The sequence below is a fragment of the Acinetobacter sp. genome (assembly GCF_041919735.1).
GTDB lineage: Bacteria > Pseudomonadota > Gammaproteobacteria > Pseudomonadales > Moraxellaceae > Acinetobacter.
Genome location: NZ_JAYRTF010000018.1, coordinates 1 through 25,493, shown reverse-complemented (window position 1 = coordinate 25,493; position 25,493 = coordinate 1). Strand labels below are relative to the sequence as shown.

The following is a 25,493-nucleotide window of genomic DNA, read 5'->3' as shown; positions in this document are numbered from 1 at the left end:
TGAATGTTCATGTCATTCAGCTTGACTTTCAATTTTAACAGCATGATGTAATGAGGCTATTATGGGCAAGAATGTTGTGGTACTGGGTACCCAATGGGGCGACGAAGGCAAAGGCAAAATCGTCGACCTGCTCACAGATCAAGCGGCTGCAGTTGTTCGCTATCAAGGCGGTCACAACGCTGGTCATACTCTCGTGGTTGGTGGTAAGAAAACTGTATTACACCTCATTCCATCAGGCATTTTACGTGAAAACGTATTGTGCTTAATTGGCAATGGTGTTGTTCTTTCACCTGAAGCTTTAATTCATGAAATGGACGTGCTTGAGAAAGAAGGTGTGCCTGTACGTGAACGCCTGCGCATTTCTCCAAACTGCCCATTGATCTTGCCGCATCACATTGCGCTTGACCAAGCGCGTGAGAAAAAACGCGGCAATGCGAAAATCGGTACAACTGGCCGCGGTATTGGCCCTGCGTACGAAGATAAAGTTGCGCGCCGTGCAATCCGCGTCGCTGACTTGGTTCGCGGCGGTGAGCATCTTAAAGCGCAGCTGGAAGAGCTACTTGAATACCACAACTTCCAATTGACTCAATTCTTCGGTGTTGAAGCCGTTAAAGTTGAAGACGTTCTTGCGCTTTGCGACGAATGGCGCAAAGTTGTTGCTCCAATGGTCATGGACGTCACAGGCGAACTCCATGCTTACCGCAAAGCGGGCAAAAAAATCATGTTTGAAGGCGCGCAAGGTTCACTTCTTGACGTAGACCACGGTACATATCCGTATGTAACGTCTTCAAACACAACTGCTGGCGGCGTAAGCTCTGGTTCAGGCCTTGGCCCATTGCACCTTGACTATGTTTTAGGTATCACTAAAGCGTACACAACACGTGTAGGCGCAGGTCCGTTCCCAACAGAACTTGTTTACGATGCTGCTAACGATGTTGGTGATGCAATCGGCAAACACTTGGGTACTGTCGGTTCTGAGTTTGGCGCGTCTACTGGCCGTCAGCGCCGCTGTGGCTGGTTCGATGCTGAAATTCTGCGCCGTTCTGTAGAAGTGAACTCACTTTCAGGCATTTGCTTAACTAAACTAGACGTTCTTGACGGTTTAGAAGAAGTGAAAATCTGTGTAGGTTATGAAGCTTCTGATGATGCAGGCTGTGCAGGTTCTTCTGATGCGCTGGCATTTGAAACGCTAAAACCAATCTACGAAACTATGCCAGGCTGGTCTGAGTCTACTTTCGGCGCGAAATCTTTGGATCAATTGCCGCAAGCTGCGATCAACTATGTAAAACGTCTTGAGCAATTGATTGAATGTCCAATCGACATCATTTCAACTGGCCCAGACCGTGATGAAACCATCGTTCTTCGCCACCCATTTGATGCTTAATTTCAAGCATTGAATGCGTAAAAAAAAGCCCTGCTGCATGCAGGGCTTTTTTTATGGCTGAATTCAGTCAAATTTACAGTTTTAAGCTGTGTGAGCCTATTCAAGACTAAAGTTGCAGTTGTACCGGCTGTACAGCGCAGGGGGAATTGCTAAAATGCATTCCACCTTAGATTTCAGGCGATGCAGGATGCAGAAATACACATCGGGAACCATTTTCTATTCTTTGCTGTTTGCGATGGGAGGCGCGCCAACCATCGCGATGGTGATTATCCGCGCGCAGACGCAGGATCCTGCAATTGTTTATCAGGCTTTGGTGGGGCTGTCGGTGATTATTGCCTGTATTTTGGTGCCGGTGATTTTGATTCAGAACGCCATTCTATTTTTGAAACGCCATAACCCGGCCATTGAGCAAAAATTAGAACCGGTATGCAGGATGTATCTTGTCCTCAATGCCTGCTGTTTAATTTATTGGCTGTATATTCAGTTTATTGGCTGACCAGATTTTACATAAATCCTATGATTATGTGCTTTATCTTCATTTAAGCTCCTAAATTTACAGAATATAATTGCTGTAACTTATGTAAGCGTGATTATGGGTGCGGAGTCCTGAAGAATGAATAAAAAAATATTAATGAGTTTATGCGCAGCAGGCGCTGTAACTATTTCAGGCTGTACGACATTTGCTGATATGGCGGGTGCGGATACAGCAACTTTAAACGCTGCGGCAACACAAGGTTTTAATAAAACAGTGACTGAAGCGCGCGGCAACAATACATTGGATACTTCTTCTGCGACATATAAGCGCATTTATGCAGTATTTAGCCATTTAAAGCCTTATGCAGATCAAATGAACCAAACGGGCACCAAGTTTGACTGGCAGCTTGCAGTGCTGAAATCGAATCAAGTGAACGCTTATGTAGCTCCAGGCGGCAAAGTGGTGTTCTATACAGGCATTGTGAATAAACTGAATTTGACTGATGCGGAAATTGCTGCGGTCATGGGCCATGAAATGGTGCATGCCTTAGAAGAGCATTCTAAGAATAAAGTCGGTGCGCAAGCTTTAACTGATTTAGCGCTTGGCATTGGCTTAAGCGCAGCGGGTGTAGGGCAGGCAGGTACGGCAGCAGCGCAGCTGGGCAGTCAGATCGGCATTGGCTTGCCGTATTCGCGCAGCTTGGAAAGCCGTGCTGACCAAGGCGGCTTAATGCTGATGGCGCGTGCTGGCTATAACCCGCAAGCCGCGATTACGCTTTGGGAAAAAATGAATAAGCTGGACGGCGCAGGCGGTTCATCATTCTTATCGACTCACCCCTCAAATAGCCAGCGTATTGAAGCTATGCGCCAAAACTTGCCAGCTGCGCAGCAGATTTACAATCAGCGCAGATAAGGCCTAGGGTTTAAAAATCAGGACAATCCGTCCTGATTTTTTTGCTTTAGACTTTTGAATAAGAATGGATCCGTTGAATGGCGATGGATTCAATTCAAGTGCTGGCTGTATAGGCTGGGATTAAAAGCTCATATTGAATTTTAAAAATAGCCCTGGAACAGCTTAAATCTGTTCAAGGATAAAAAATTTGAAAACCGCGAATTAGACAGATTTTTCGTATCTGCATCTTGTGTTCCATATGCAGCGCAATAAAAAAGGCAAAGTAAAAACTTTGCCTTTTTTGCACTTCAGATCAAACGATCTTAGTGGTGGTGACCGCCTGCACCGTGTACGTGGCCGTGATCTAATTCTTCTTGAGAAGCTTCACGGATTTCTACGATTTCAACTTCGAAAGTCAAATCTTGGCCAGCAAGCGGGAAGTTAGCATCAACGATTACGTTGTCGCCTTCAACTGATTTAACAGTCACGATTTGCACGCCGTCATCAGTTTGAGCTTGGAACTGCATGCCAGCTTGGATGTTGTCTACGCCTTGGAACATTTGAGCTGGAACTTCTTGAACTAGCTCTGGGTTGTATTCGCCGTAACCTTCAGCAGCAGGAACAGTTACAGTGAATTTTTCACCTGCAGTTTTGCCCAATAATGCTTTTTCCAGGCCAGGAATGATGTTGCCTGCGCCGTGCAAATAGGCAAGTGGCTCACCTTGAGATTGGTCAAGTTTCTCACCTTCAGCATTAGTCAATGTGTAGTGGAAAGACACCACAAGGTTATTTGCAATAGCAGTCATGTTATTGATCCATTCAATTTTTTAAAGGGTACATCATAAAGTGAAATTGCTTTTTTGTAGACTAAATTTACTAAAAAAATGCACTTTCATATTTTAGATGATGGTTTTTTCATTAATAGGGGTGAATATTGAAATTTCAATGCAATTTAATTTTTGAGGTGATTTTTTTGCTCACAAAATCTTTCGCAGCCATTAGATCGGCATGCGCATAGCCATAAATCGTGGCTTAATGCCTGCGCTACAAAGAAACATGCATCGATTTAACGGCAAAGCTTTGCATATAAATTTGGCCCAATCATTCGCCCACCGCTTTATTTTTATTCAAAGATCTAAGAGAACCTTTGCCTAAGAAAACAAATATTGAGAGCTGTTGACCGCTCAAACCGGTTTTCAGCGCTCCTGCTAAAAAAGAGGCTGGCTGGCTCACTACGTGCGCATGCACGCACGGGCTTGCCTGCACAGAGCTGGCAATGCGCGCAGCCGCCAAAGGAAAAACTACCCAGATCCGCTTTAGCCTGCAAAATGGCATAGATCTCAAGGCATCCCATGCGGTCTTTCACAAACCCGTCCAAATGAGCAAAACTGGCGGAACTTTAATGCCCGCCGCCGGCAATGATCATTTTGTGCGCTGGCTGGTTTTACTGTTCAGCATTCGTTTGCTGATCTATTGCCATGCTGTTCTTATAAAAAAAAGAAGATGGCAGGGTATGCCATCTTCTTTTTCAGTGCATCAGGGGGCAAGTTGCATCATGCCATTTTTCAGCGTTATTCATGCTGTAATGGATAGGTTTTTACAGCGCCGGATTCTGCTGAGAACATGCCGAAGAAGCTTTTAACCCAGAAGAAAAAGCGTTCAAAAACATTGGCTTCTTCAATGTTGACGTCATCTTCAATATCGATGCTGTTGATCAGCTGGTTATTTTGATAGACGTTGACGGTAACCAGTTTCATCACTTGGGCCAAAGGCGCAGTCAGCATTTTTTCATTTACTTCAATGTTCATGTGTGTCTGAGTCTGCTGCAGCGGCTCGATGGTGTGCATCAGGCCATCTGCAGAGGCCAGCATGATGCGCTGATGCGGCTGATCAAAGGTATTCATATCAATGGTCAGTGCAGGGTCATATAACGAGGTGGTGATGATTTGCGGTTTCTTGGTCTCAACTTTAAACATTTTCAAAGTCGATTTAATCACCGGAAGCTCGGCAATCAGCTGTTTGTCTTTAATCGCCACTTCGTTGCGGGTGTAGGCGTAGGCCAAATTCATCAGCTTATGGGCAACTTCGGCGCGCTTTATGCCGCTTTTTGCGCCCATTACCACCACGATTAAGCGGCGGTCATCTTGGTTATACCGGCCTGTAGGGCGTTTGGCGGTCAGCGCAAGGTTAAAGCCGGCAGCTTTGGTAAAGCCGGTTTTTAAGCCATCAACAGATGCGTCTTGTTTTAGCAGAATATTGGTCGCCCGATGAAAGCGCTGGTTGTAGCTGAAACTTTGCTGTTTTGAGTAATTGAGATAATCCGGGGTTTCCTGCACCAACGCACGGCCTAAACGCGCCAAATCCGCAGCCGAAGAATAATGCTCAGGCATGGTGATGCCGGCTGGGTTCTGGAAGTGGGTATCGTTCATGTCCAGCGCTTTGGCTTCTTTATTCATGCGCTCAATAAATTGCGGGATGCCGCCAGAAATTTTTTCGGCCAAAGTCACGGCTGCATCATTGGCTGACATGACGATTAAGCCCGCCAGCAAGTGATCAACAGTAATTTGCTCACCTTGCTTCAGATACATCTGAGACTCATCCCACTGCACAATATTCACAACAGGAGTTGCAGTCAGAACTTCATTTTTATCCAAATGGCCCGCTTGAATTTCTTTCAGCGCGATATAAGCCACCATCATTTTGGTGAGTGAAGCCGGAGCGCGCTGAACATGGCTATTATGCTCGGCAATGACCTGACCGGATTGCGGGTCAAGAATTGTCCAGGCTTCAGCTTCTACTGTTTCAGGATTGATGTTGAGCAGTGCAGCATTTGCTACCGTGGAGCATAAAGCGCAAAGCGCCACGATAAAGTAGATCACGCGTTTCAATGAAGTTCCTTAAGACTCATCCCTGAGTCCAAAAATACAAAAAAATTTTAAGGCATGCTATGCCTTTTTTTTTCTGCTGGCTAGTGAAAATTGAAGACAATTGCAGCAGCTCTGCATCGTTCAGTCAAAAAATGTTAAGCTTATTGTCAAGTTACCATTTTTTATTTTGTATTGCCCATTATGCTGCATTATCAAATCGAATTTGACGATTATCGTCAGCACCTTATCCATGTCACTGCGCGCTTTTTGGCAGACCCGACTCAAGTTTTGACTTTGCCGTCCTGGATTCCGGGAAGCTATTTAATCCGTGAATTTTCTAAGCATATCGAAGCGGTCCGCGCCTATGATGAAGATGGGCGCGTGCTGCAGATTGAGAAGTTTGAAAAGAACAAATGGCGTTTATTCAATACTGATCACGAGCTGATTACCGTTGAATATGATGTCTATGCTTATGATCTGTCTGTACGCGGCGCGTATGTCGATCAAAGCCGTTTATATGTCAACCCAGCCTGCGCATGCTTAGGCTTGGCCGGTCAAGAAGATAAAGCCATTGAAGTGGAAGTGTTCTTGCCGGATGAATTGAAGCATTTTCAAATCGCGACGGGCATGGCTGCAAAAAGCTTGGTCAAAGGCCGCTTTACTTTATATGCAGACAACTATGCGCAGCTGATTGATTCGCCGTTTGAGCTGGCGGAGCAAAGCCGTTTCAGTTTTGAAGCCAATGGCATTCCGCATGAGTTTGTAGTGTCAGGCAAGCACGCGATGAATGCGCAGCGCATGCAGCAAGACATTGAAAAAATCTGCAGCACCGAAATTTCAATGTTCGGCACCGCGCCATTTAAAAACTATACCTTTATGACCATGGCAACAGGCAATAGTTATGGCGGTTTGGAACATCCAAACAGCACCAGCCTGATTACGCCGCGTGATGACCTGCCTAAAGCGGATGAGCCTGCAGAACCATCGGCAGACTACCAGCGTTTCTTAGGCCTCTGCAGCCACGAATATTTTCACTCTTGGCTGGTGAAATTCATCCGTCCGGAAAATTTTGTCAATTATGATCTGAACAAAGAAGGCTATACCTCTTTGCTGTGGATCTTTGAAGGTTTCACTTCGTATTATGATGACTTGATTTTGCTACGCAGCGGTGTGATTAATCAGGAATCGTATATCAAGCTGTTAAAGGCGCAGATTGACCGCTATTTGCAAAACCCTGGCCGTTTTGTGCAGTCTGTATCTGAATCCAGTTTTGATGCATGGGTAAAATTCTACCGTCAGGATGAAAACTCCAGCAATGCCGGCACCAGCTATTACAACAAAGGCTGTTTGGTTGCCTTATGTTTGGATCTCGGCCTGCGTCTACGCGGTTCTAGTCTGGATGCTTTAATGCGCAAGCTGTATGAAAATGCGCAAAAGGGCATTCAAGTCAATGAACGCACAATCTTCAATTTATGCAATGAATTGACTGGTGATGATTGGTTAGAGCAAATCAATCACTTGATTAATACTACCGATGAATTGCCGCTGGATCAGCTGTTCCCAGAGTTTGGCCTCAGCTATACACTGAAAAATGACAAGTCATTGCCATTTGGCTTAAAGCTTGCTGATAAGCCTGAAGGCGTGCTGGTGCAGTCTGCTCGCCGTGATGGCGCAGCAGCTAAAGCAGGATTGTCTGCCAATGATGTGATCATTGCGATTGATGGTCTGAAAGCGACAGCTAAATTGGCAGAAAAATATGCCAAGCAAGATGGCAGTTATACCGTGCTGGCATTCCGCCGTGATGAACTGATGAGCTTTGAAGTAAATGCTGCAGGTTCAGAACTGACTGAAGTGGAACTGAAAGTGGAAGATCCAGCCAAAGCGGAAAAATGGCTGAAAGCTTAATGTAAATAGCGTTTAATTTTTAGCTAAAACCCATACTTCGGTATGGGTTTTATGTTTAGGGGTATTGATGTTTTAAAACCTCTCCCTAACCCTCTCCTAAGAGGAGAGGGAATTTTATTACGATGAGGAATTTATCCCTAAAGATATACCTGTTACTCTAAGATTAGGGTTTAATATTGAAAGTTGGTGTGTGAAAAATAATCATATTAAGCACGAAATTCATATTATTTATAATGATTCTTTTGAAAGTGAAAATTCTGATAGTGATGTGTTGGGTGTGGAACGGGATAAGGATGTCGGTTTAGAGCAATTTCAATCCGTGTATTGCAATAAAATTATTAAATACGCAGCTGCAAAAAGAAAAGCCCACATTCGTGAGCTTTAATTTTAAACGGATTTTTTAAGAATCTAGCTTAACGCCCATTACGTCCACGCCCGCGAGGCGCTTTAGTATTCGGACGAGTTGTACCATTGGTACGGCGTTTTGGCTTCTCGCTTTCATCCATTTGCCAGATGCGTTTGGTGCCTGATTTTTTCACAGAACCATCTTTGTTCTTGCGGACCATTGGTTTGCCGCCTGTACCGCCCGGTTTTTTCACATAAGAACGTGAACGGTAAGGTTCTTCTGCCGGCAGGTTTTGAAAATCAGGATACAGCAGAGGTTCGATCTCTTTGGTTTCACCCGGTTTTAATTCCATTTGCACTAAGCTGATCGCGCCAATTTGAGTGCGGATCAAACGCAGCGTAGGGAAACCTACTGCTGCAGTCATGCGGCGCACTTGACGGTTACGGCCTTCACAAATCTGAATTTCAACCCAAGACGTTGGTACCGATGCGCGGAAACGGACTGGAGGATCACGTTCCCACAGCCATTCAGGCTCTTCCACTTTAGATGCTTTTGCCGGCAAGGTCATGCCGTCTTTCAGCTCGACACCTTTACGCAGCTGCTCCAGCGCTTCTTCAGTGACATCACCTTCAACTTGCACCACATACGTCTTGTACTTTTTATTGGCTGGGTTGGTAATGTATTGGTTTAGACCGCCGTGATCGGTCAGGAAAACCAGACCTTCAGAATCCATGTCCAGACGGCCAGCCAAACGCAAAGTCGGATCGTCTACGAAGTCAGACATAGTCATGTGTGCTTCGTCTTTACGGAATTGGGAGAGCACGTCATACGGCTTATTAAGAATGACGATTTTCATAGGAAATAACTTCTGTAATGACAATAATTTAAATTGGTGAAGATTTATTCAATAGGGAAATGCAGTTATTTCCCATCTAAATCTCAAATTGGGTGCTTTTGCATTAGAGTATTATGCGTGAACTAAGATTGAAAGTAATGTGAAAAGGCAAAAAAATTTAAATTGCCAGATGAATAATAAGGAGAAACGACAAAATGGCTTATCAAAAAATTATTGTGCCAGTGGATGGCAGTAAAATTACTGTAAATTCAGATTTATCTTTAAATGTACCCAATCAGCCGATTATTCCGTTTATTGAAGGTGACGGCATTGGTGTAGACATTACACCAGCCATGAAAACCGTGGTTGATGCCGCAGTGCAAAAAGCCTATGGCGGCAAGCGCTCAATCGAATGGATGGAAGTCTATTGCGGTGAAAAAGCCAATAAAATTTACGGCGCTTATATGCCGGATGAAACCTTGGAAGCGCTGCGTGAATATGTGGTGTCGATCAAAGGGCCGCTGACTACGCCAGTGGGCGGCGGCATCCGGTCGCTTAATGTAGCGCTGCGCCAAGAATTAGACCTGTATGTCTGCGTGCGTCCAGTGCGCTGGTTTAAAGGCGTACCGTCACCGGTGCAGCATCCTGAACAAACGGATATGGTGATTTTCCGTGAAAATTCCGAAGATATTTATGCCGGGATTGAATGGAAGGCCGATTCGCCAGAAGCGAAAAAAGTCATTAAATTTTTAAAAGAAGAAATGGGCGTCACCAAAATCCGCTTTGAAGAAAATTGCGGTATTGGCATCAAGCCGGTTTCTAAAGAAGGCACACAGCGTTTGGTGCGCAAGGCGATTCAATTTGCCATTGATAATCATAAGCCTTCTGTGACGCTGGTGCACAAAGGCAACATCATGAAATATACCGAAGGCGCGTTTAAGGAGTGGGGCTATGAGCTCGCTATGGAACGCTTTGGCGGCGTGCTGATTGACGGCGGCCCTTGGGTCAAAATCAAGAATCCGAAAACAGGCAAAGATATTGTGATTAAAGATGTGATTGCCGATGCGTTCTTACAGCAGATTTTAATGCGTCCAGCGGATTATTCAGTGATTGCAACGCTGAATTTAAACGGTGACTATATTTCGGATGCTTTGGCGGCCGAAGTCGGCGGTATCGGCATCGCCCCGGGCGCCAATATCGGCGGTGCGGTGCAGGTTTACGAAGCAACGCATGGCACGGCGCCGAAATATGCAGGTCAGGATAAGGTCAATCCGGGCTCGATTATCTTGTCTGCAGAAATGATGCTGCGCGATATGGGCTGGACTGAAGCGGCTGATCTTATTATCAAAGGCATTTCCGGCGCGATTTCCGCTAAAACAGTAACGTATGATTTTGAACGCTTAATGCCGGATGCGACTTTGCTGCGCTGTTCTGAATTTGGTCAGGCGATTATCGACAATATGGAATAGCCTGAGTAAGATCAATACAGTGTTGGATAACCCGCGCATTGCGGGTTATTTATTTGTTAAAACTAGAATTTTAAACAGCTTGATGATATTTTGTACAAAAATGATAAGGGGAATGCAATGAGACGCAGCGGGATAATTTTATTATTGCTCGGAATGCCATTTTTGGCGCATGCCGGCGCAGTTTATAAGTGCAATATTAAAGGATCTGTGATTTATCAGTCTAAGCCATGCCCAGGCGCGACTGCGGATGCCCGCTTTCAGAAAGAACAGCGTTTATATGGGCATGTGAGCGCGCCAAGCCAGCCAAAGGCGAAAAATGGCACCAGCAATGAAATTCCAGAGACAGAAGAAGGCAAAAAGAAAGGCTTAGCGATTGCGCAAGAGGCCTATAAAACAACGAAAGAGCATCCAGCGCAATAATTCTGCTGAATCAATTTAAGCGGCTTGTCTCTGAACCCAGCGAGGCGCTGTAGAGGGTGCTCTTAGGGCTTTAGGCTGAATGATATGCGGTTTGCATGAGCTGCTTGCATCAATAAAATGTTTCAGCCAGCTTAAGGTTTTGTGTCCTTAGGTTCGCGTGTTTAGCTTAAGCGTTATTTGAGTAAGCCGGTCAAAAACAGGGCTGCTGAATTTCTTCAATTTATTGGCAATGTAATTACATTGACGTAATTTGAAACAGCTCAATGCTTGGAATGGCGCAGAACTGGGCTAAAGTAAACCTATCGTCTCAGCACGATGCATGAAATTGAATAGGAGTTACACGTTATGGCTAGCCATCAACAGCAGCAGCAGAACCCGAATCAACAGCAGCCCAATAAGCAAGATCAGCAACAGCAGCAGCAACAGCAAGACCAGAATCAGCAAAATCAGAAGTCTGGCAAACAGCAGCCTAATCAGCAAAATCAACGCAGCCAGCAGCAGCGTTAAAGCGGAGTGCTAATTTTTTGAATGATTAATCCATTTGCTCACAGCTAAAATATATATAAGGCTATCAATCCAAGGTTTAAAAAATTGAGCTCGCTGACTTGGATATGCAGCAGGAATGCAGGCTGTCTAGGCGGTGAATAAAGCCCATAGCAAAAGCTATAAAAACAACAGGCGCCAAGGGAATTGGCGCCTGTTGTTTTTTTGCGGGATAGATCTGGTATTGGCATACGGCCGTATGCCTGAAAACGGCCGCAGATGTTGAACATTAATGACCTGAGTTAATGGCTAGAGTTGCTGCACTCTGTGACAACTGGGGCATGCTTGCGTGTAACCCAGAATAATTGCGCAGCGCCAAGCAAAAGGACAGCAGCAGCAATCGTAAACTGCTGGTGATAGCTGACACCCCAATGCTGCAAGGCGCTGAAGCTGAGCCCGCCAATCAGTTGAATAGCGGCAAAGGTCAGTGTTGCGATGCTCCACAGTTTTTTATAGGCAGAACCATACAGCTGCAAAATGGTATAAGAGGTTAAAAAGACCACGGCCGGGTTAAGCAACCCGGTCAAAAATGATGACATAAAAGTAAAAAACGGGCTGACATCAAATACCGCGGCAACGATTGCACAGACATAAGCGCAATAGAGGATTTTCAGCGCTGCGAAATTCCCCAGCTTTCGCGCAAGAAGATACGAGCTGAACGCGCCGAGCGCACTGCCGAGGCCGTATAGAATCCAATTGAAATTCATCCAATATAAATCCAGTTTTAGGACTTGAGTGAGATAATCAATCCAAAACAACGAATGCGGCACATAGGCAAATGCACTGCAGCCATAGACGGCAATCAGGCTGAAATACAGCAGATTCAGCTGTATTTTTTCCTGCTGTACGGCTGCGTGAAGAGAGAGCAGCGGTTTAAGGCCTTTCAGCAAAACACTCAACACGATGCTGATAATCAAGGCAAAGCCCGTCAGAATCAGCCATGCGCTGCGGACAGCGATGTGATCTAAATACGGCAAAAACAGTGTCGCCAGCAAAACCCCTAAGCCAATGCCGCTAAAGCCAATAAAGTTGATTTTAAAACGGTCTTTCAGCTCACAGCACTGAGCGACAATGCTGGGCGAAAGAATCATAATCAAACCGCCGCTCATGCCGGAAATGACCCGCCAGCATACATACCAAAAATCGGAGAAGCCAGCGAAGGCGCAGCTGAATAAACTTAGTGTGCCGGCGAAAGCGGCTGCTTGTATGTAAAATGTCATTACACGGGTTTGCGGTATGCGCATTGCCCAAAAAGCGCCGGCTAAATATCCCAGCAGGTTCGCACTGCCCAAAATGCTGGCGAATTGCCCGGTCCAGCCAAAAGCTTCACGCGTTGCGGGCAGCAGCGCCGTATAGGAAAAACGCAAAATGCCGATGCCTAAACACATGCATAGGCATAAAAAAATGCTTAATTTAACGCGGTTTGAGGACATCCTGTACTCATAAGATTTTATATTTGATTGAAAAATAGCATGTTTGAGACAGGTTTTGTATGACTGGAAATCACAAAATCTTGTAAAAAAGAGCGAGCATCCTCTGTGTGCTTGCAGATTTTTCACTCAGGCAGGCGATGAATCAAACGTTTAAGTTTGCAAATTGAATTTTCGAAAGAAAGGCATACAATCGCGATACTATTTTATCGCTGTCATTCATCATGAATCTTTCATACCGCGCCGATATTGACGGTCTCAGGGCAGTCGCAGTTTTATTGGTGATTTTCAATCATATCGGCTGGACTGTTTTTTCCGGCGGCTATATTGGCGTGGATATTTTTTTTGTAATTTCCGGCTATTTGATTACAACGACGGTTATTCATGATATCCGGACTGAAAAATTTTCAGTCGCCCGATTTTATAAGAAAAGGGTGGTCCGGCTGGCGCCTGCGTATTTTACCGTATTGACGGCCGTATCTTTGGGCGCTTGGTACGTCCTTTTGCCTGAAGATCTGATGACCTATTTTAAGAGCGTGCTGTATGCGACGTTTTTAATGGCCAATATTTTTATGCAGCAGGAAGTGGGGGATTATTTCAGCCAAAGCGTGCATGAAACGCCTTTGCTGCATTTATGGTCTTTAGGCGTAGAAGAGCAGTTTTATATTTTTTGGCCGCTGATCCTGCTGTTTTTTGTGCGCAAATGGGGATTCAAGAATATTTTATGGCTGATTGGCGCTTTATTTGCAGCGTCTTTGGCTTATGCGCAATTTGAGCTTCATGATAATGCGGAAAAAGCGTATTACAGCATGCCGGTACGGGCTTTTGAGCTGCTTTGCGGGGCATTGATCTGTTTTGTGCCCCAAATGAAGTGGCCGGCGGCTGCAAGAAAGTTCATCGTCTGGCTGGGTTTGGCTATTATTTTTGCAGCGGCCTGTTTAATGGATCATACAACGCCATTTCCAGGCATCATGGCGCTGTTTCCCTGTGCGGCAGCTGCATTGATTATTTATGCCGGCGGTTCAGCGCCGCAGCGCAATCTGCTGCTCAGCAATCGCTTTAGCCGCTGGGTGGGGAAAATTTCTTATCCGCTGTATCTTTGGCACTGGCCGGTTATTGTGCTGTTTTACATGTATATGCAGCCGATGAATGGGCTGAACCAGTTTTTAGTGCTGGTAATTTCAATCTTGCTGGCGTATCTGACTTATATATTTGTTGAAAAGCCCTCGAAACGCTTTGTCATGCTGCCGAATAAGACCGTGATTTTGGCGGGTTTTGCGCTGCCGGCTTTGCTGTTCTCCGGTGCGGCATTTTCCATGTGGCAGCACAAAGGCTACCCGCAGCGCTTTCCCCAAGCCATCTATACGCAGACAGCGGCCTTGAATGCTTTTGCGCATGAGATCCGTTATAAATGCATGGATACGGAAGATCCCAGCACTTTGCCAAAACCGGAAGATTGCGTATTGGGCCAGCAAAAAGATGAAATTGATTTTTTGCTGATTGGCGATTCGCATGCCAACAGCTATAGCGGTATGCTGGATGTTTGGGCGAAAGATGCTCAGTTGCGCGGTTATGAGGTGACGCAAAGTTCGACATTCTATTTGCCGGATGTGCATACATTGCAAAAGAATTACGGCAAATGGACAGAATTGGAACAAACGAAGCAGCGGAATGATGCGATTACTGCGCATTTGGCGCATAAGCATTATCCGATGATTATTTTGGCTGGCGGATATTCTCCGTATTTTCATCAAGGCTGGAAATTGCAGGACGGCACAGAACGCAGCAGCGAGGAGATCTTCGAGCGTGGATTGATGAAGGCGATCAAAATAGCGTCCCAATCTGCTGATCAAGTGGTTCTGCTGGATGATATGCCGCGTTTAATGCCGAATGATGTTCCTGCAGATTGCATTGTGCGCAATGAAATCCTTAATATACGGGTCAATTGCGCTGTTTCCCGGCACGATTTTCAGCAGGATTTAATCCGGTTTCATCAGATCCTTGCCCGGGTAAAACAGCAGTTTCCTCAGCTGAAAGTCATACACCTGGCCAATGCCATTTGTGATCCGGCATTGTGCCGCATCAATATCAACGGTGTGCCGCTGTACCGAAATAAAGATAATAACCATATGAATTATATCGGTTCTCAGCAATTGGGCTTAGCCTATATCCAGCAATTCGGCAATCCGCTGAAACGGCATTGAAATTAAGCCTCAGTGTGAAACTGAAAAAGCCGCACAGTGTGCGGCTTTTTTTCGGTTAAATGGGGGGTATCCAATTAACGCATTTTGGACAAGAAGCGTCCCAAACGTGTCAGCGCTTCACGCAGTTCATTTTCGGCAGGCAGGAAGACTACGCGGAAATGATCAGGTGTCGGCCAGTTGAAGCCTGTGCCTTGAACCAAGAGCACTTTCTCGGCACGCAAGAAATCCAGCATGAATTTCTCATCGTCTTCGATTGGGTACACTTCAGGGTCTAATTTAGGGAAGCAATACATTGCGCCTTCAGGTTTTACACAAGATACACCCGGAATATCATTCAGCATTTCCCAAGCGATATTGCGCTGTTCGTATAAACGGCCGCCTGGACGGATTAAGTCATTAATCGACTGATAGCCACCTAAAGCGGTTTGAATCGCATACTGCGCTTGGTGGTTGGCGCATAGGCGCATAGATGCCAGCATGTCTAGACCTTCGATGTAGTCCAGCGCGCGTGATTTATCACCGGTAATCGCCATCCAGCCTGAACGGTAACCTGCAATACGGTAAGCCTTAGACAAACCATTGAATGAGATGCACAGCTGATCGCCCGCTAAAGCGGCAACCGCAACATGTTCAATGCCGTCATAAATGATTTTGTCGTAAATTTCATCGGCAAATAAAATCAGGTCATATTTTTTCGCCAGGGCAACAATTTGCTCCAGCACATGACGTGGATACACTGCGCCTGTCGGGTTGTTCGGGTTAATCACCACGATGCCGCGGGTATTTGGCGTGATTTTGCTTTCCATATCTGCAATGTCTGGATACCAGAAGTTTTCTTCATCGCATTTATAGTGAATTGCTGTACCGCCAGACAGATTTACAGCTGCAGTCCAAAGCGGATAGTCCGGCATTGGCACCAGCATTTCGTCACCGTCATCCAGCAGGCCCTGCATGGCCATCACAATCAGCTCCGATACGCCATTGCCGATGTACACGTCATTGACGTGCATATTCAGGATGCCTTTTTGCTGATAGTACTGGCAAATGGCTTTACGCGCAGGGAAGATGCCTTTTGAATCGGTATAGCCAATCGCATTCGGCAGGTTCAATGCCACATCATTGATAATTTCTTGCGGCGCTTCAAAACCGAACGGGGCGGGGTTGCCGATATTCAGCTTAATGATTTTGTGTCCAGCCTCTTCCATTTCGTTGGCCGCTCGCAACACTGGCCCGCGAATGTCGTAGCATACATGCTCGAGCTTAGACGATTTCTTAATTTCGCGTGGGGTGTGGAAAGTGTTCGGCATTTTTATGTTCTCGGAAAGAGTGGAGGTCACTTTTGCATAACGGTATAAATAGCTTTTAAATGTCTCGGTTGTTACCAAATCGAGATGATGTTCATCTCTGAGTAAAGCAACAATTTTTTCATGCGTAAACCCTGCCTGTTGATATTGTTTAATCACCGGCAGCAGATTTTTAAAAATTACGCTCTTTTTCTGCGACATTTTTTAATCCTGAGCAAGAGTAGGACTAAGCCTAACATTAAATTTGCTCACAAAAAAGCATTTAATTTTTAAGATTGCTTACCTTGTTTTTATATTTGCTTCCTTTTTGCTTTTTAGAGCATTATATGGATTTTGTAAATTGTTGAATAAAGACTAGAAATTTAAGATTGAATGACGTAAATATAGGATTATCCTATTTTAAATACCACGATATAAAGGGACGTCATCATGGGAAAACTCAATAAAACAGAAAGAGAATGGCAAAGAGAATTATCTCCGGAAGAGTTTCGCATTACACGTCAGAAGGGCACTGAGCCGGCTTTTACAGGAAAATACTGGAATACCAAGCAAGAAGGCACCTATGTTTGCCGCTGCTGCGGAGAGCCTTTATTTACGTCTGAAACAAAGTTTGACAGCGGCTGCGGCTGGCCAAGTTTTTTCCGTCCTGTAAATGGGACCGTTATTGAGGAGCATCAAGACACATCGCACGGCATGGTGAGAACAGAAATTGTCTGTCATCATTGTGACGCACATTTAGGGCATGTTTTCCCAGATGGCCCGCAGCCGACTGGATTGCGCTATTGCGTTAATTCGGCTTCATTAGACTTAAAAACACAAGAAAAAAATGATGAGGAAACCTATCCATGACAAGCATTTATCAGTTTGAGGCTGAGTTGTTAGATGGAAAAAATAAATCTTTTGCCGACTATGAGGGCAAGGTCTTGTTGGTGGTGAATACTGCAAGCAAATGCGGGTTTACACCGCAATTTTCGGGATTGGAAAAACTATATCAGCAGTATAAAGATCAAGGCTTTTTGGTGCTGGGTTTTCCCTGCAACCAGTTTGGCGGGCAGGATCCGGGCAGCAATGATCAGATCGGCGCATTTTGCCAAAAGAATTATGGCGTAGATTTTCCAATGTTTGCGAAAGTGGATGTGAAAGGTCCAGAAGCGCATGCAATTTTCCGTTATTTAACCAACAATTCTAAAGGAGTTTTGGGGAATGGCATTAAATGGAACTTCACCAAGTTTTTGATTGGGAAAAATGGTCAAGTGATTAACCGTTATGCGCCGACCACCAAGCCGGAAGCATTGCAGGAAGATATTGAAAAGGCTTTGGCAAGTTAAGCTTTGGCTGAACCCTCAATGAATGTTAAAAAAAATAAAAGGCGCTTAAGCGCCTTTTATTTTTAGTATTCATTTTGGAGAGAATTTGCAGCGCTTAACGCAATCCTTTTCTAAAATCAGCCTTGCTGCGGCAGAAATGATCAAACCCGCTGATTTAAAGCGGGTTTGATCGAATTTGAATGAACCTGCTGCATGTGCAGAGATTCATTCAAGCACAAGGCTGTTCACATGCTGCGTAATTACAGAATTGCTTTCAAACGCTGAATCACTTGCTCGCATTGCGCAATATCGGCAACCAGCGCCATGCGGACATGGTTTTCACCTGGGTTGCCTTCTGCTGTTTCGCGGGACAAATAGCGGCCCGGTAAGACTTTAATGTGGGCTTTTTCCATCAGCATTTTGGCAAAGGTTTCGTCATTGTCGACTTTCAGCCAGTAATAGAAGCCAGCATCCGGTTTTTGCAGCGGCAGCAAATGGCCCAATTCATTTTGGAACAATTCAAATTTTGCGCGGTACAGCTTACGGTTTCCTTCAACATGGGTTTCATCATCCCATGCGGCAATTGATGCAATTTGATGCTGAACCGGCATGGCTGCGCCGTGATAAGTTCGGTATTTCAGATACGGTTTAAGCAGTTCTGCATCGCCCGCGACAAAGCCTGAACGCATGCCCGGCAAGTTGGAACGCTTCGACAATGAATGGAACACAACACAGTTTTTGTAGTCATCACGGCCCATTTCCGCGCACACTTCCAACAGTCCCGCAGGCGCTTCATCAAACCAAAGCTCTGAATAGCATTCATCCGAAGCAATCACAAAATTGTATTGGTCAGACAGCGCAATCAGTTTTTTAAACTGTTCTTTGGACAGGACTGCACCGGTTGGGTTGCCCGGTGTACAGACAAACAGCAAAGCCGTTTTTTCCCAAACTTCAGCGGGCACTGAATCAAAATCACCCAAGTAATGATTTTCTTCAGTGCAGTTGATAAAGTAAGGCGTCGCGCCTGCCAGCAATGCTGCGCCTTCATAAATCTGATAAAACGGATTCGGCATCACCACGTAGGGCGCGTCATCGCGGTTGACCAAAGCCTGCACAAAAGAGAAGATTGCTTCACGTGTGCCTGAAACCGGCAGCACATGGTTTTCTGCACTGATGCTGTTCAGCTTGAAACGGCGTGTAAGCCAGCTGGCAATGCTGCTGCGCAATTCAGGCAGGCCTTTGCTGTTTGGATAAGTCGATAAATGCTGGAAGTTGTCAATAATTGCCTGTTTCACAAATTCAGGCGCTGGATGCTTCGGCTCACCAATGGATAATGGAATTAAAGGCAAATCCGCAGGGTTAACGTCCTGAAAAAGCTTATTCAGTTTTTCAAAAGGATATGGGTGCAATAATGACAAACTAGGGTTCATGGAATGGTTACCGGTTCAAGTAAATTAATGATGGCCGCACACTAAATGCGAAGCTTCGTCCAAAGCCGACTTGAGCTGAGCGGCAAAAATTTCCGCTTCGGCGCGGTTCATTGGCGTGCCATCTTTTTTAGTCACAAAGAAAATATCTTCGGCGCGCTCACCTAAGGTGGCAATTCGGGCAGAGTGAATATCCAGTCCCTGCATCATAAATAAACCGCCGACTTTGGCAAGCAAGCCAGGGTGGTCAAGCGTCGCAATTTCCACCATATTTTGCTGCAGCGCTTCATTGAGCGTGATATCAACGGTATTTTCAATATCAAAATGGCGCAGCTGGCGCGGAATGCGGCGCTGCATCAGGCCTGGATATTTATCTGATTGGCTCAGCGCTTTGACCAGCGCCTGAATCACAGTGTCTTGCCGTTCAGGATCATTCAGCAGTGTGCCGAAACGGTCTAAAACGACATAGGTATCCAGACTGAAAGCTTTCAGCGCAGTAATAATCCGCGCGTCTTGAACATCCAAATTCATGCGGTCAAGAATCGCAACGGTTGTTGCAAACAAGTTCGGCTGATCTTGGGTGTAAATGAAGATCTGCACGGCATCCTGCGCATATTTGCGGTGCGCGCGCATCAATACCAGCGGTTCAGGGTTGTCGCCGTGCTGCAAGATGGCGCGGGTATGCCAGGCAATTTCATCGGCCGATTCTTTGATGAAGTAGTCATCCCCCAGTTCCTGCCAAACTTTTTCAACTTCGTCCAATGAGAACTCTTCGACCAGCTGTTCGCTGGCGGAAAATTTGGTGTCTTCGATCAGCATTTGATAATCCACTGGGCGGCCAAGGCCTGAGCGGATCACGTCACGCGCTTGCGTATACAGTTGGCGCATCAATGATGCGCGCCAGGTATTCCAAAGCGTTGGGTTGGTCGCATTGATGTCGGCAACCGTCAGTGTATAGAGATAATCCAGATGCTCCATGTCGCCCATTTTTTCTGCAAAGGCGCGCACCACATCCGGGTCTGAAATATCTTTTTTCTGCGCGGTGACAGACATTTGCAAATGGTTGTTCACCAGCCATGCCACCATATTGGCTTCACGTTCGCTGAAGCCGTGCTTCATGCAGAATTGAATGGCATCCGCCGCGCCTAATTTGCTGTGGTCGCCGCCGCGGCCTTTGGCGATATCATGGAAAATGGCCGCGAGGTAAACAATATCTCTGCGGGCAAGGCGCTGGAACACAGAGCTGACCACAGGGAAGTCTTTGGCAAACTCAGGCTCTTTGAAGCGGTTGAGGTTGCGGATCAGCAATAAGGTGTGCGCATCTACGGTGTAAATATGGAACAAGTCATATTGCATTAGGCCCATAATTTGGCCGAAAGCCGGAATGTAATTGCCTAAAACGCTATAGCGCTTCATCGCCAGCATGGTGTCATACAGGCGGTAGGGCGAGCGGATAATCGCCATAAACATCGCTTGATGTTCTGGATTGTCACGGAAATTCTGATCAATGCGCTTGGCCGCCAAAATCAGCAGTCTCAATGTTCTGGCGCGGATCCCTGTAATTTCAGGACGGTTGGCCAGCAGATAGAAAATTTCTAAAATCGCGCTTGGATTTTCAGAAAAGATTTTGTGGTGCTGCACTGCCAGTTTGCCGTCCACCAGCTTGAAGTTGGCATTAATTTCTTCAATGCTGCGTTTATAGTTAGGCAGGCGCGGGGTAATCACCGATTCATTGAAATAGGCCAGCAGCATTTCATTCAGTGTGGATACTTGCTGTGCGCTGCGGTAATAGCGCTTCATGAATTGTTCAATCGGATAATTCGGCGATTTGCCTTCTTCGCGCATATAGCCGAATTTGGCTGCGATTTCACGCTGATAATCGAACAGCAAGCGGTTTTCATCGCGTTTGGTTAAGCGGTGCAGATGGTGGCGGATTTCCCATAAGAAGCTTTCCGCCGATTCCAAAACACCGAGTTCAAATTCTGAAATAAATCCCAAATGCACCAGATCATAAATGCGGTTGACGCGGAAATGGCGTTTGGCAATCCAGCCAATCTGGTTAATGTCGCGGATGCCGCCCGGCGCATTTTTAATATCAGGTTCTAAATTGCTTTCTGTATTGTTGTGCTGTGCATGGCGTTTTTCCTGTTCCTGCATTTTGGCATCGAAAAAGGTTTTATCTGTCCATGTTTGCGACACAATGCGGCGCGGCCATTTGGCCAAATGCTGATTGCCGCTGATCAAGCGCGCTTCAATCAGTGCGGTTGCTACAGTCAAGTCGTTGGTGGCTTGCGTCACGCAGTCAGCAATGGTGCGCACGCTGATGCCGGGCTTGAAATTGCCGACATCCCAAAGCGATGAAATGAAAGTGGAAATCAGTTTTTCATGTTCTTCAGAAATGCGGTCTTCCGACAAAATCATGATGTCGACATCAGAATAGGGCAGCATTTCGCGGCGGCCGTAACCGCCGACAGCAAACAAACCGAGATTGGTTTGGTCTAAATGAGCATGCGACCATAAAAATTGCAGAGCTTCATCAATGATATTGGAACGTGCCAAAATCAGGTCACGGATTGACTGCCCATTCTCAAAATATTCCTGCAGCTGATTTTCGACATCTGTGCGCCATTGGTTAATTGCTTGAATGTCTTGATTGCTTTTAATGTAATTCAGCAGCGGTACGGTATTGATCATGAACAGTAGTCCGTTATGGTGTTGCTAGCTTAGTTTTGATGAACACTGATGTGCTGTACGGTTTGCTGCGCCAGTTCACGCGCTTGATCGGTTGTCTCTGCGCGGGCTGTCGCGACCCCCATGCGGCGGCGTTTAAAGCCTTCTGGTTTGCCAAATAAGCGTAAATCAGTATTTGGATTTGCTAAAGCAAGATTCAAGCCAGAAAAAGATAAATTGGTGTCATCAATACCCGCATAAATGACCGCACTGGCTGCAGTGCTGTGGCGTGCAGTATTTACCGGTAAGCCTAAAATGGCTCGGGCATGCAGCTCGAATTCACTTTGGAATTGAGACGCAAGGGTCACAAGGCCTGTATCATGCGGGCGAGGAGATACTTCACTAAACCACACTTTGTCGCCTTTGACAAATAGTTCCACGCCAAAAATGCCGCAGCCGCCCAGCGCGATGGTGACTTTATTGGCAATGCGTTTGGATTCTTCCAGTGCAGCAGGCGTCATGGCTTGCGGCTGCCAGCTTTCAACATAGTCGCCTGAGTCTTGGCGGTGGCCAATCGGGTCGCAGAATGAGGTTTCAATTTCGCCTGTTTCGGCATTTTTAGCGCGCACCGTCAGCAAGGTAATTTCAAAATCAAAATCAATTTGCGATTCGACAATCACTTTGCCTTGATTCACGCGGCCGCCGGTTTGCGCATATTGCCAAGCAGCATCCACTTCGGCAAAACTTTTTACACGAGATTGGCCTTTGCCAGAAGAAGACATCACCGGCTTAACGAAGTTTGGATAACCAATATCGTCACACGCAGCGCGGAAAGATTCTAATGTGTCGGCAAAACGGTATGCAGATGTTGGCAAACCCAGTTCTTCCGCGGCAAGGCGGCGGATGCCTTCACGGTTCATGGTGAGATTTACAGCTTTGGCAGAAGGAATTACGGTTGCCAGTAGTTGTTCTTCGACTTCAACTAAAACTTGAGTCGCAATCGCTTCAATTTCTGGAACAATCAGATTTGGTTTTACTTGTTGGATGAGTTGTTTTAATGCTTCTGGATCTGCCATATTCAAGGCATAAGAATAATGTGCAACCTGCATGGCTGGGGCGTGTTCATAGCGGTCTGCAGCGTGAACTTCTACACCTAAACGCTGTAAAGAAATCACCACTTCTTTACCCAGTTCGCCAGAACCTAAAAGTAAAACTTTAAAAGCAGAAGATTGAAGTGGGGTACCAATAGTCACGCTCATGTGTCTCATCCATGCTTGATTTTATGGGCTTTAAGCATAGCAGAACTCGCTAGGCTGTTAAGCGCGTATTCACATAAATAAATGATATTGTCCAACAATTTTATTTATATATTTGAGGTCGGGAGCAGGCGCCGGCATTCATGTGCGTACAAGGGGAGAGATAAATAGTATTTATCTGTTTTTATTCAAATTCATTTTAAAAATTCCAGCGTTTTGTATAGATGCTGGCAATGCTGTGATGTCTGGATTGAAACATTGCAGCGCTTTGATTTGTGCATCCGTTTGACGGAAGTTGGGTCAGTACAGCAACCAAAGCAGCGGGGCGGCACATAAGCTTAAAATCAATATGATTGAAACTAATATTGTAGAGAAATAAATCGTATCGGTTATCACATTGGAAAAATGAAATGAAGCATTTTGCCATGCGCTGAAGCGGAAAACACCAAATAGAAAAAGCATTAGAAAGCCTGACAGTTGTAGGATGTTTATCCATAGCATCGACCAAGAAATTTGAGGATATAACCGTCGTTTTGGGTGTAAATGCAAGATCTGCTGGGTGCAGTTATACAAGGCAATAATGGTTTTTTGCTGATCATCTTCGGTATAAAGCGCGCGAATCTGATCTGCTGGATGGCAATGCAATCCACAAAAATTGCCATTGAACTTTTGATTCTGTATGAAACACTCAAAATAAATACTGTCTGCAGGCTTTTGCAGTCCCCAGCTCAGTGAAGATGAACGTCTAGAATGAATAAAAATTTTGCCTTGAATGAAGCGGTATTTTGGCATCTATTTGCTTTATCGAAGTTTTTTATCATGTATTGACTATCTCATATTTGTAGACGATAAAAAAGCGCAGACTGATGATGCCTGCGCTTCAATATTTTTAGCTTGATCGAGCAATATGCAGCTTAAAGATGGAAAGGCACATAGGTGTAGACCAAACCATAGGTGAGTGCTGCAGTCAGCGTGGCTGGAACAATCTTCTTAAATTTAAAATATAAGCCTGCCAGTACAATAAAACCGGCCAGCATGGCCATGCTTTTATCCGGTGTTTCCAGCAGAGGCGGCAAAGTGGCCACGACCAGCATGGAGCTGATGGCGGAGATGCCAATCGAACCCAAAGCAATTTTCAGCCATAAAGAACCGCGCTGCTGCGAGCCTTGCTGGAATTTTTGAATGAAATAAAATGGCCCAAAGCGCGAAGCAAAATTGGCGATACCGACTAAAATGCCGACTAAAATAATTTCGAGATTCATGCTGCATTTCCCGTATGTTCTGGGTTTGGTTTTTTCAGGACATAATGCTTGAATAAACCTGCAAAAATACCGGATGAGATGCCGATAAAAATTGCAGCGGATAAATCAATCAAGTAACAGGCAATGGCCGATACAATGATGGTAATGGCAACAACAAAAGTATGTTTTTTCTCAAAGGCTGCCAATAAGAAGCTTAAGAACAGGGCCGGCAATAAGAAATCCAGCGCCGCTTGCAGGAATTGCGGCAAGCTGCTGACTTGATCGGCAAACAGTCCGCCCAAAAATGAACCCAGCGCCCAAGACATCCAGCTGAATAAGCTGAGTCCCAGCATCCAGGATTCAGACCATTCCTGACGGCGCTGTGACAGTTTAATCATGCCGGAGGCGAAGACTTCATCGGTTAAGCCCCAAGCCCACACCGCGGTTTTTTTCAAGTTTAAACGGTCTTGAATCAGGTTCTGCAAGGCTGGGCCATACAGCAAATGGCGGATATCCAGCGCAATGACCGTCAGCGCGGTCATCCAAATAGAGGTGCCGCTGCCAAGCAGGGCAACCACTAGAAACTGGCTGGCGCCGGCATACATGGAACAGGATAAAAACAAAGCTTCCCATGCGCTGAAGCCGAATTGAGTCGCCGAGACGCCAAAGGCAAAAGAAACAGGAAGATAAGTAAAAATAATTGCTTGGCTATCTTTAGCGCCTTGCCAAAAGCCAGCGGGCTGTACTGGAGAGGTTTTGTACTCTGACACGACACACCTTAGCGGAAGAGTTGATCAATGGGTCAAATGATGGTTGAGTATTGTACTCGAATTCTCTAGCATATTACTGAATATGTTTGTTGAAACGAGCCTGATATGCAGAGGTTGAAGATGCGCGGGATACTGATTGTTTCATTATTGTGCAGTACAGTGCTGCTGCAGGCCTGCGGTAACGATAATGCTGAGCAAGATAAGGTGGAAATTAAGGCTGCTCCTAAACTGACCAACGATGCAACTGCTTATGCTCAGGAAGCCTGGACATTCATGAATCGGGCGGATGGGATTGTGTATAAGAAACAGCGCAATCTGATTGATGAGCAAGTCCGCAAGCCTGCGCGTAAACTCAGTACAGAATGGCGGATCAATGTCAAAATGACCGATTCTGTGACGGAAGGAAAATATGCGCTTTGCCGCAAAGCATTGACCAGTCTGGAAATATGGGCGCGTGAAACTTTGGATCAAAGCAGTACCGTCGCCCAAAGGCAGGCGGATTATGAGCGTGATAAAGCGCAATGCAAGGACGCCATTGATAACCCTGAATTAGGCAATACGGACCCGAAAAAAGTTGGGGTCTAAGCTGGGATTGATTAACAGCCGCTAAAGCGAAATTTAGCGGTTTTTTTGTAGTGAATGATTTGAAAAATATCAAATTTATAAAAAATCACTGCTTATTTTAATAATTTTTACATCTTAATATTTTGATTTTTATAATTGTTTATTGTTTGATTTTATGTTTTATG

Annotated in this window: 24 protein-coding genes; 13 read left to right on the top strand and 11 right to left on the bottom strand. The window is 45.6% G+C overall.

The features are described from left to right. Nucleotides 1–61 precede the first annotated feature (61 nt). The 3 genes from ACE3T3_RS11260 to ACE3T3_RS11250 all read left to right on the top strand — a co-directional run bounded on the left by ACE3T3_RS11260 (nt 62) and on the right by ACE3T3_RS11250 (nt 2,771). Nucleotides 62–1,384 (top strand): adenylosuccinate synthase, encoded by a 1,323-nt coding sequence (locus ACE3T3_RS11260; RefSeq protein WP_374666964.1) that lies wholly within the window; start codon nt 62–64, stop codon nt 1,382–1,384. Nucleotides 1,385–1,571: 187 nt separating this feature from the next. Next, nucleotides 1,572–1,880 carry a hypothetical protein gene (locus tag ACE3T3_RS11255; protein WP_374666962.1) on the top strand — a complete coding sequence of 103 codons (309 nt, stop codon included), beginning with the start codon at nt 1,572–1,574 and terminating at the stop codon, nt 1,878–1,880. A 117-nt stretch (nt 1,881–1,997) separates the two neighbouring features. After that, complete coding sequence (locus ACE3T3_RS11250; protein WP_374666960.1) at nt 1,998–2,771, top strand: M48 family metallopeptidase; 774 nt, start codon at nt 1,998–2,000, stop codon at nt 2,769–2,771. A 302-nt stretch (nt 2,772–3,073) separates the two neighbouring features. Here ACE3T3_RS11250 and ACE3T3_RS11245 read toward each other — a convergent pair whose 3' ends face one another. After that, a complete protein-coding gene (locus ACE3T3_RS11245) occupies nt 3,074–3,556 on the bottom strand; it encodes a peptidylprolyl isomerase (RefSeq protein WP_374666958.1) in 483 nt (160 codons plus the stop codon). Nucleotides 3,557–4,026: 470 nt separating this feature from the next. Between ACE3T3_RS11245 and ACE3T3_RS11240 the strand changes: the two genes are divergently transcribed. Continuing rightward, nucleotides 4,027–4,392: a hypothetical protein gene (locus ACE3T3_RS11240; protein ID WP_374666956.1), complete on the top strand. Its 366-nt coding sequence runs from the start codon at nt 4,027–4,029 to the stop codon at nt 4,390–4,392. Here ACE3T3_RS11240 and ACE3T3_RS11235 read toward each other — a convergent pair. Further along, entirely contained in the window at nt 4,322–5,638 is a 1,317-nt protein-coding gene (locus ACE3T3_RS11235) for a D-alanyl-D-alanine carboxypeptidase PBP6B (RefSeq protein ID WP_374666954.1), read from the bottom strand. The genes ACE3T3_RS11240 and ACE3T3_RS11235 overlap by 71 nt on opposite strands. 180 nt (nt 5,639–5,818) lie before the next feature. On the opposite strand from ACE3T3_RS11235, the gene ACE3T3_RS11230 reads away from it, so the two are divergent. After that, entirely contained in the window at nt 5,819–7,522 is a 1,704-nt protein-coding gene (locus tag ACE3T3_RS11230; RefSeq protein WP_374666952.1) for a M61 family metallopeptidase, read from the top strand. A 190-nt stretch (nt 7,523–7,712) separates the two neighbouring features. Continuing rightward, nucleotides 7,713–7,907 carry a hypothetical protein gene (locus ACE3T3_RS11225; protein ID WP_374666950.1) on the top strand — a complete coding sequence of 65 codons (195 nt, stop codon included), beginning with the start codon at nt 7,713–7,715 and terminating at the stop codon, nt 7,905–7,907. A gap of 28 nt (nt 7,908–7,935) precedes the next feature. On the opposite strand, the gene ACE3T3_RS11220 is transcribed toward ACE3T3_RS11225, so the two are convergent. After that, a complete protein-coding gene (locus tag ACE3T3_RS11220; RefSeq protein ID WP_374666948.1) occupies nt 7,936–8,724 on the bottom strand; it encodes an rRNA large subunit pseudouridine synthase E in 789 nt (262 codons plus the stop codon). Nucleotides 8,725–8,918: 194 nt separating this feature from the next. On the opposite strand from ACE3T3_RS11220, the gene icd reads away from it, so the two are divergent. The 3 genes from icd to ACE3T3_RS11205 all read left to right on the top strand — a co-directional run bounded on the left by icd (nt 8,919) and on the right by ACE3T3_RS11205 (nt 11,099). Next, entirely contained in the window at nt 8,919–10,172 is a 1,254-nt protein-coding gene (gene icd / locus ACE3T3_RS11215; RefSeq protein ID WP_374666946.1) for an NADP-dependent isocitrate dehydrogenase, read from the top strand. 153 nt (nt 10,173–10,325) lie between these two features. Then, a complete protein-coding gene (locus ACE3T3_RS11210) occupies nt 10,326–10,592 on the top strand; it encodes a hypothetical protein (RefSeq protein ID WP_374667062.1) in 267 nt (88 codons plus the stop codon). A 345-nt stretch (nt 10,593–10,937) separates the two neighbouring features. Continuing rightward, complete coding sequence (locus ACE3T3_RS11205; RefSeq protein WP_374666943.1) at nt 10,938–11,099, top strand: hypothetical protein; 162 nt, start codon at nt 10,938–10,940, stop codon at nt 11,097–11,099. Between the two features lie 278 nt (nt 11,100–11,377). Here ACE3T3_RS11205 and ACE3T3_RS11200 read toward each other — a convergent pair whose 3' ends face one another. Next, a complete protein-coding gene (locus ACE3T3_RS11200) occupies nt 11,378–12,568 on the bottom strand; it encodes a YbfB/YjiJ family MFS transporter (RefSeq protein WP_374666941.1) in 1,191 nt (396 codons plus the stop codon). Between the two features lie 221 nt (nt 12,569–12,789). Here ACE3T3_RS11200 and ACE3T3_RS11195 point away from each other — a divergent pair, with 221 nt between their 5' ends. Next, the gene (locus ACE3T3_RS11195; protein ID WP_374666939.1) at nt 12,790–14,769 is read left to right on the top strand and encodes an acyltransferase family protein; all 1,980 of its coding nucleotides are present in this window, start codon (nt 12,790–12,792) and stop codon (nt 14,767–14,769) included. A gap of 74 nt (nt 14,770–14,843) precedes the next feature. On the opposite strand, the gene ACE3T3_RS11190 is transcribed toward ACE3T3_RS11195, so the two are convergent. After that, nucleotides 14,844–16,274, bottom strand: a complete 1,431-nt coding sequence (locus tag ACE3T3_RS11190; RefSeq protein ID WP_374666937.1) for a pyridoxal phosphate-dependent aminotransferase — start codon at nt 16,272–16,274, stop codon at nt 14,844–14,846. A 228-nt stretch (nt 16,275–16,502) separates the two neighbouring features. On the opposite strand from ACE3T3_RS11190, the gene msrB reads away from it, so the two are divergent. Together msrB and ACE3T3_RS11180 are read left to right on the top strand one after the other, a co-directional pair. Then, nucleotides 16,503–16,922: a peptide-methionine (R)-S-oxide reductase MsrB gene (gene msrB / locus ACE3T3_RS11185; protein WP_374666935.1), complete on the top strand. Its 420-nt coding sequence runs from the start codon at nt 16,503–16,505 to the stop codon at nt 16,920–16,922. Then, nucleotides 16,919–17,401 (top strand): glutathione peroxidase, encoded by a 483-nt coding sequence (locus ACE3T3_RS11180; protein WP_374666933.1) that lies wholly within the window; start codon nt 16,919–16,921, stop codon nt 17,399–17,401. The genes msrB and ACE3T3_RS11180 overlap by 4 nt, the downstream gene beginning before the upstream one ends. A 239-nt stretch (nt 17,402–17,640) precedes the next feature. On the opposite strand, the gene dapC is transcribed toward ACE3T3_RS11180, so the two are convergent. The 6 genes from dapC to ACE3T3_RS11150 form a co-directional block, all read right to left on the bottom strand. Next, nucleotides 17,641–18,810: a succinyldiaminopimelate transaminase gene (gene dapC, locus ACE3T3_RS11175; protein WP_374666931.1), complete on the bottom strand. Its 1,170-nt coding sequence runs from the start codon at nt 18,808–18,810 to the stop codon at nt 17,641–17,643. Nucleotides 18,811–18,834: 24 nt separating this feature from the next. Then, nucleotides 18,835–21,501, bottom strand: a complete 2,667-nt coding sequence (gene glnD / locus ACE3T3_RS11170; protein ID WP_374666929.1) for a [protein-PII] uridylyltransferase — start codon at nt 21,499–21,501, stop codon at nt 18,835–18,837. Between the two features lie 29 nt (nt 21,502–21,530). Beyond that, the gene (gene purT / locus ACE3T3_RS11165) at nt 21,531–22,745 is read right to left on the bottom strand and encodes a formate-dependent phosphoribosylglycinamide formyltransferase (protein ID WP_374666927.1); all 1,215 of its coding nucleotides are present in this window, start codon (nt 22,743–22,745) and stop codon (nt 21,531–21,533) included. A gap of 288 nt (nt 22,746–23,033) precedes the next feature. Then, nucleotides 23,034–23,525: a hypothetical protein gene (locus tag ACE3T3_RS11160; protein ID WP_374666924.1), complete on the bottom strand. Its 492-nt coding sequence runs from the start codon at nt 23,523–23,525 to the stop codon at nt 23,034–23,036. Nucleotides 23,526–23,647: 122 nt separating this feature from the next. Then, complete coding sequence (gene ygaH / locus ACE3T3_RS11155; protein ID WP_374666922.1) at nt 23,648–23,995, bottom strand: L-valine transporter subunit YgaH; 348 nt, start codon at nt 23,993–23,995, stop codon at nt 23,648–23,650. Further along, nucleotides 23,992–24,744, bottom strand: coding sequence for an AzlC family ABC transporter permease (locus ACE3T3_RS11150; RefSeq protein WP_374666921.1), 753 nt, complete (start codon nt 24,742–24,744; stop codon nt 23,992–23,994). The genes ygaH and ACE3T3_RS11150 overlap by 4 nt, the downstream gene beginning before the upstream one ends. Before the next feature lie 105 nt (nt 24,745–24,849). Here ACE3T3_RS11150 and ACE3T3_RS11145 point away from each other — a divergent pair, with 105 nt between their 5' ends. After that, complete coding sequence (locus ACE3T3_RS11145; protein ID WP_374666919.1) at nt 24,850–25,329, top strand: hypothetical protein; 480 nt, start codon at nt 24,850–24,852, stop codon at nt 25,327–25,329. Nucleotides 25,330–25,493: the final 164 nt, after the last annotated feature.

What these genes read in the sequence shown, in the direction of transcription:
- ACE3T3_RS11260 (WP_374666964.1), top strand. Translation starts at nt 62, where the DNA reads ATGGGCAAGAATGTTGTGGTACTGGGTACCCAATGGGGCGACGAAGGC.
- ACE3T3_RS11255 (WP_374666962.1), top strand. Translation starts at nt 1,572, where the DNA reads ATGCAGAAATACACATCGGGAACCATTTTCTATTCTTTGCTGTTTGCG.
- ACE3T3_RS11250 (WP_374666960.1), top strand. Translation starts at nt 1,998, where the DNA reads ATGAATAAAAAAATATTAATGAGTTTATGCGCAGCAGGCGCTGTAACT.
- ACE3T3_RS11245 (WP_374666958.1), bottom strand. Translation starts at nt 3,556, where the DNA reads ATGACTGCTATTGCAAATAACCTTGTGGTGTCTTTCCACTACACATTG.
- ACE3T3_RS11240 (WP_374666956.1), top strand. Translation starts at nt 4,027, where the DNA reads ATGCGCGCAGCCGCCAAAGGAAAAACTACCCAGATCCGCTTTAGCCTG.
- ACE3T3_RS11230 (WP_374666952.1), top strand. Translation starts at nt 5,819, where the DNA reads ATGCTGCATTATCAAATCGAATTTGACGATTATCGTCAGCACCTTATC.
- ACE3T3_RS11220 (WP_374666948.1), bottom strand. Translation starts at nt 8,724, where the DNA reads ATGAAAATCGTCATTCTTAATAAGCCGTATGACGTGCTCTCCCAATTC.
- icd (WP_374666946.1), top strand. Translation starts at nt 8,919, where the DNA reads ATGGCTTATCAAAAAATTATTGTGCCAGTGGATGGCAGTAAAATTACT.
- ACE3T3_RS11210 (WP_374667062.1), top strand. Translation starts at nt 10,326, where the DNA reads ATGCCATTTTTGGCGCATGCCGGCGCAGTTTATAAGTGCAATATTAAA.
- ACE3T3_RS11205 (WP_374666943.1), top strand. Translation starts at nt 10,938, where the DNA reads ATGGCTAGCCATCAACAGCAGCAGCAGAACCCGAATCAACAGCAGCCC.
- ACE3T3_RS11200 (WP_374666941.1), bottom strand. Translation starts at nt 12,568, where the DNA reads ATGTCCTCAAACCGCGTTAAATTAAGCATTTTTTTATGCCTATGCATG.
- ACE3T3_RS11195 (WP_374666939.1), top strand. Translation starts at nt 12,790, where the DNA reads ATGAATCTTTCATACCGCGCCGATATTGACGGTCTCAGGGCAGTCGCA.
- ACE3T3_RS11190 (WP_374666937.1), bottom strand. Translation starts at nt 16,274, where the DNA reads ATGTCGCAGAAAAAGAGCGTAATTTTTAAAAATCTGCTGCCGGTGATT.
- msrB (WP_374666935.1), top strand. Translation starts at nt 16,503, where the DNA reads ATGGGAAAACTCAATAAAACAGAAAGAGAATGGCAAAGAGAATTATCT.
- ACE3T3_RS11180 (WP_374666933.1), top strand. Translation starts at nt 16,919, where the DNA reads ATGACAAGCATTTATCAGTTTGAGGCTGAGTTGTTAGATGGAAAAAAT.
- dapC (WP_374666931.1), bottom strand. Translation starts at nt 18,810, where the DNA reads ATGAACCCTAGTTTGTCATTATTGCACCCATATCCTTTTGAAAAACTG.
- glnD (WP_374666929.1), bottom strand. Translation starts at nt 21,501, where the DNA reads ATGATCAATACCGTACCGCTGCTGAATTACATTAAAAGCAATCAAGAC.
- purT (WP_374666927.1), bottom strand. Translation starts at nt 22,745, where the DNA reads ATGAGACACATGAGCGTGACTATTGGTACCCCACTTCAATCTTCTGCT.
- ACE3T3_RS11160 (WP_374666924.1), bottom strand. Translation starts at nt 23,525, where the DNA reads ATGCCAAAATACCGCTTCATTCAAGGCAAAATTTTTATTCATTCTAGA.
- ygaH (WP_374666922.1), bottom strand. Translation starts at nt 23,995, where the DNA reads ATGAATCTCGAAATTATTTTAGTCGGCATTTTAGTCGGTATCGCCAAT.
- ACE3T3_RS11145 (WP_374666919.1), top strand. Translation starts at nt 24,850, where the DNA reads ATGCAGAGGTTGAAGATGCGCGGGATACTGATTGTTTCATTATTGTGC.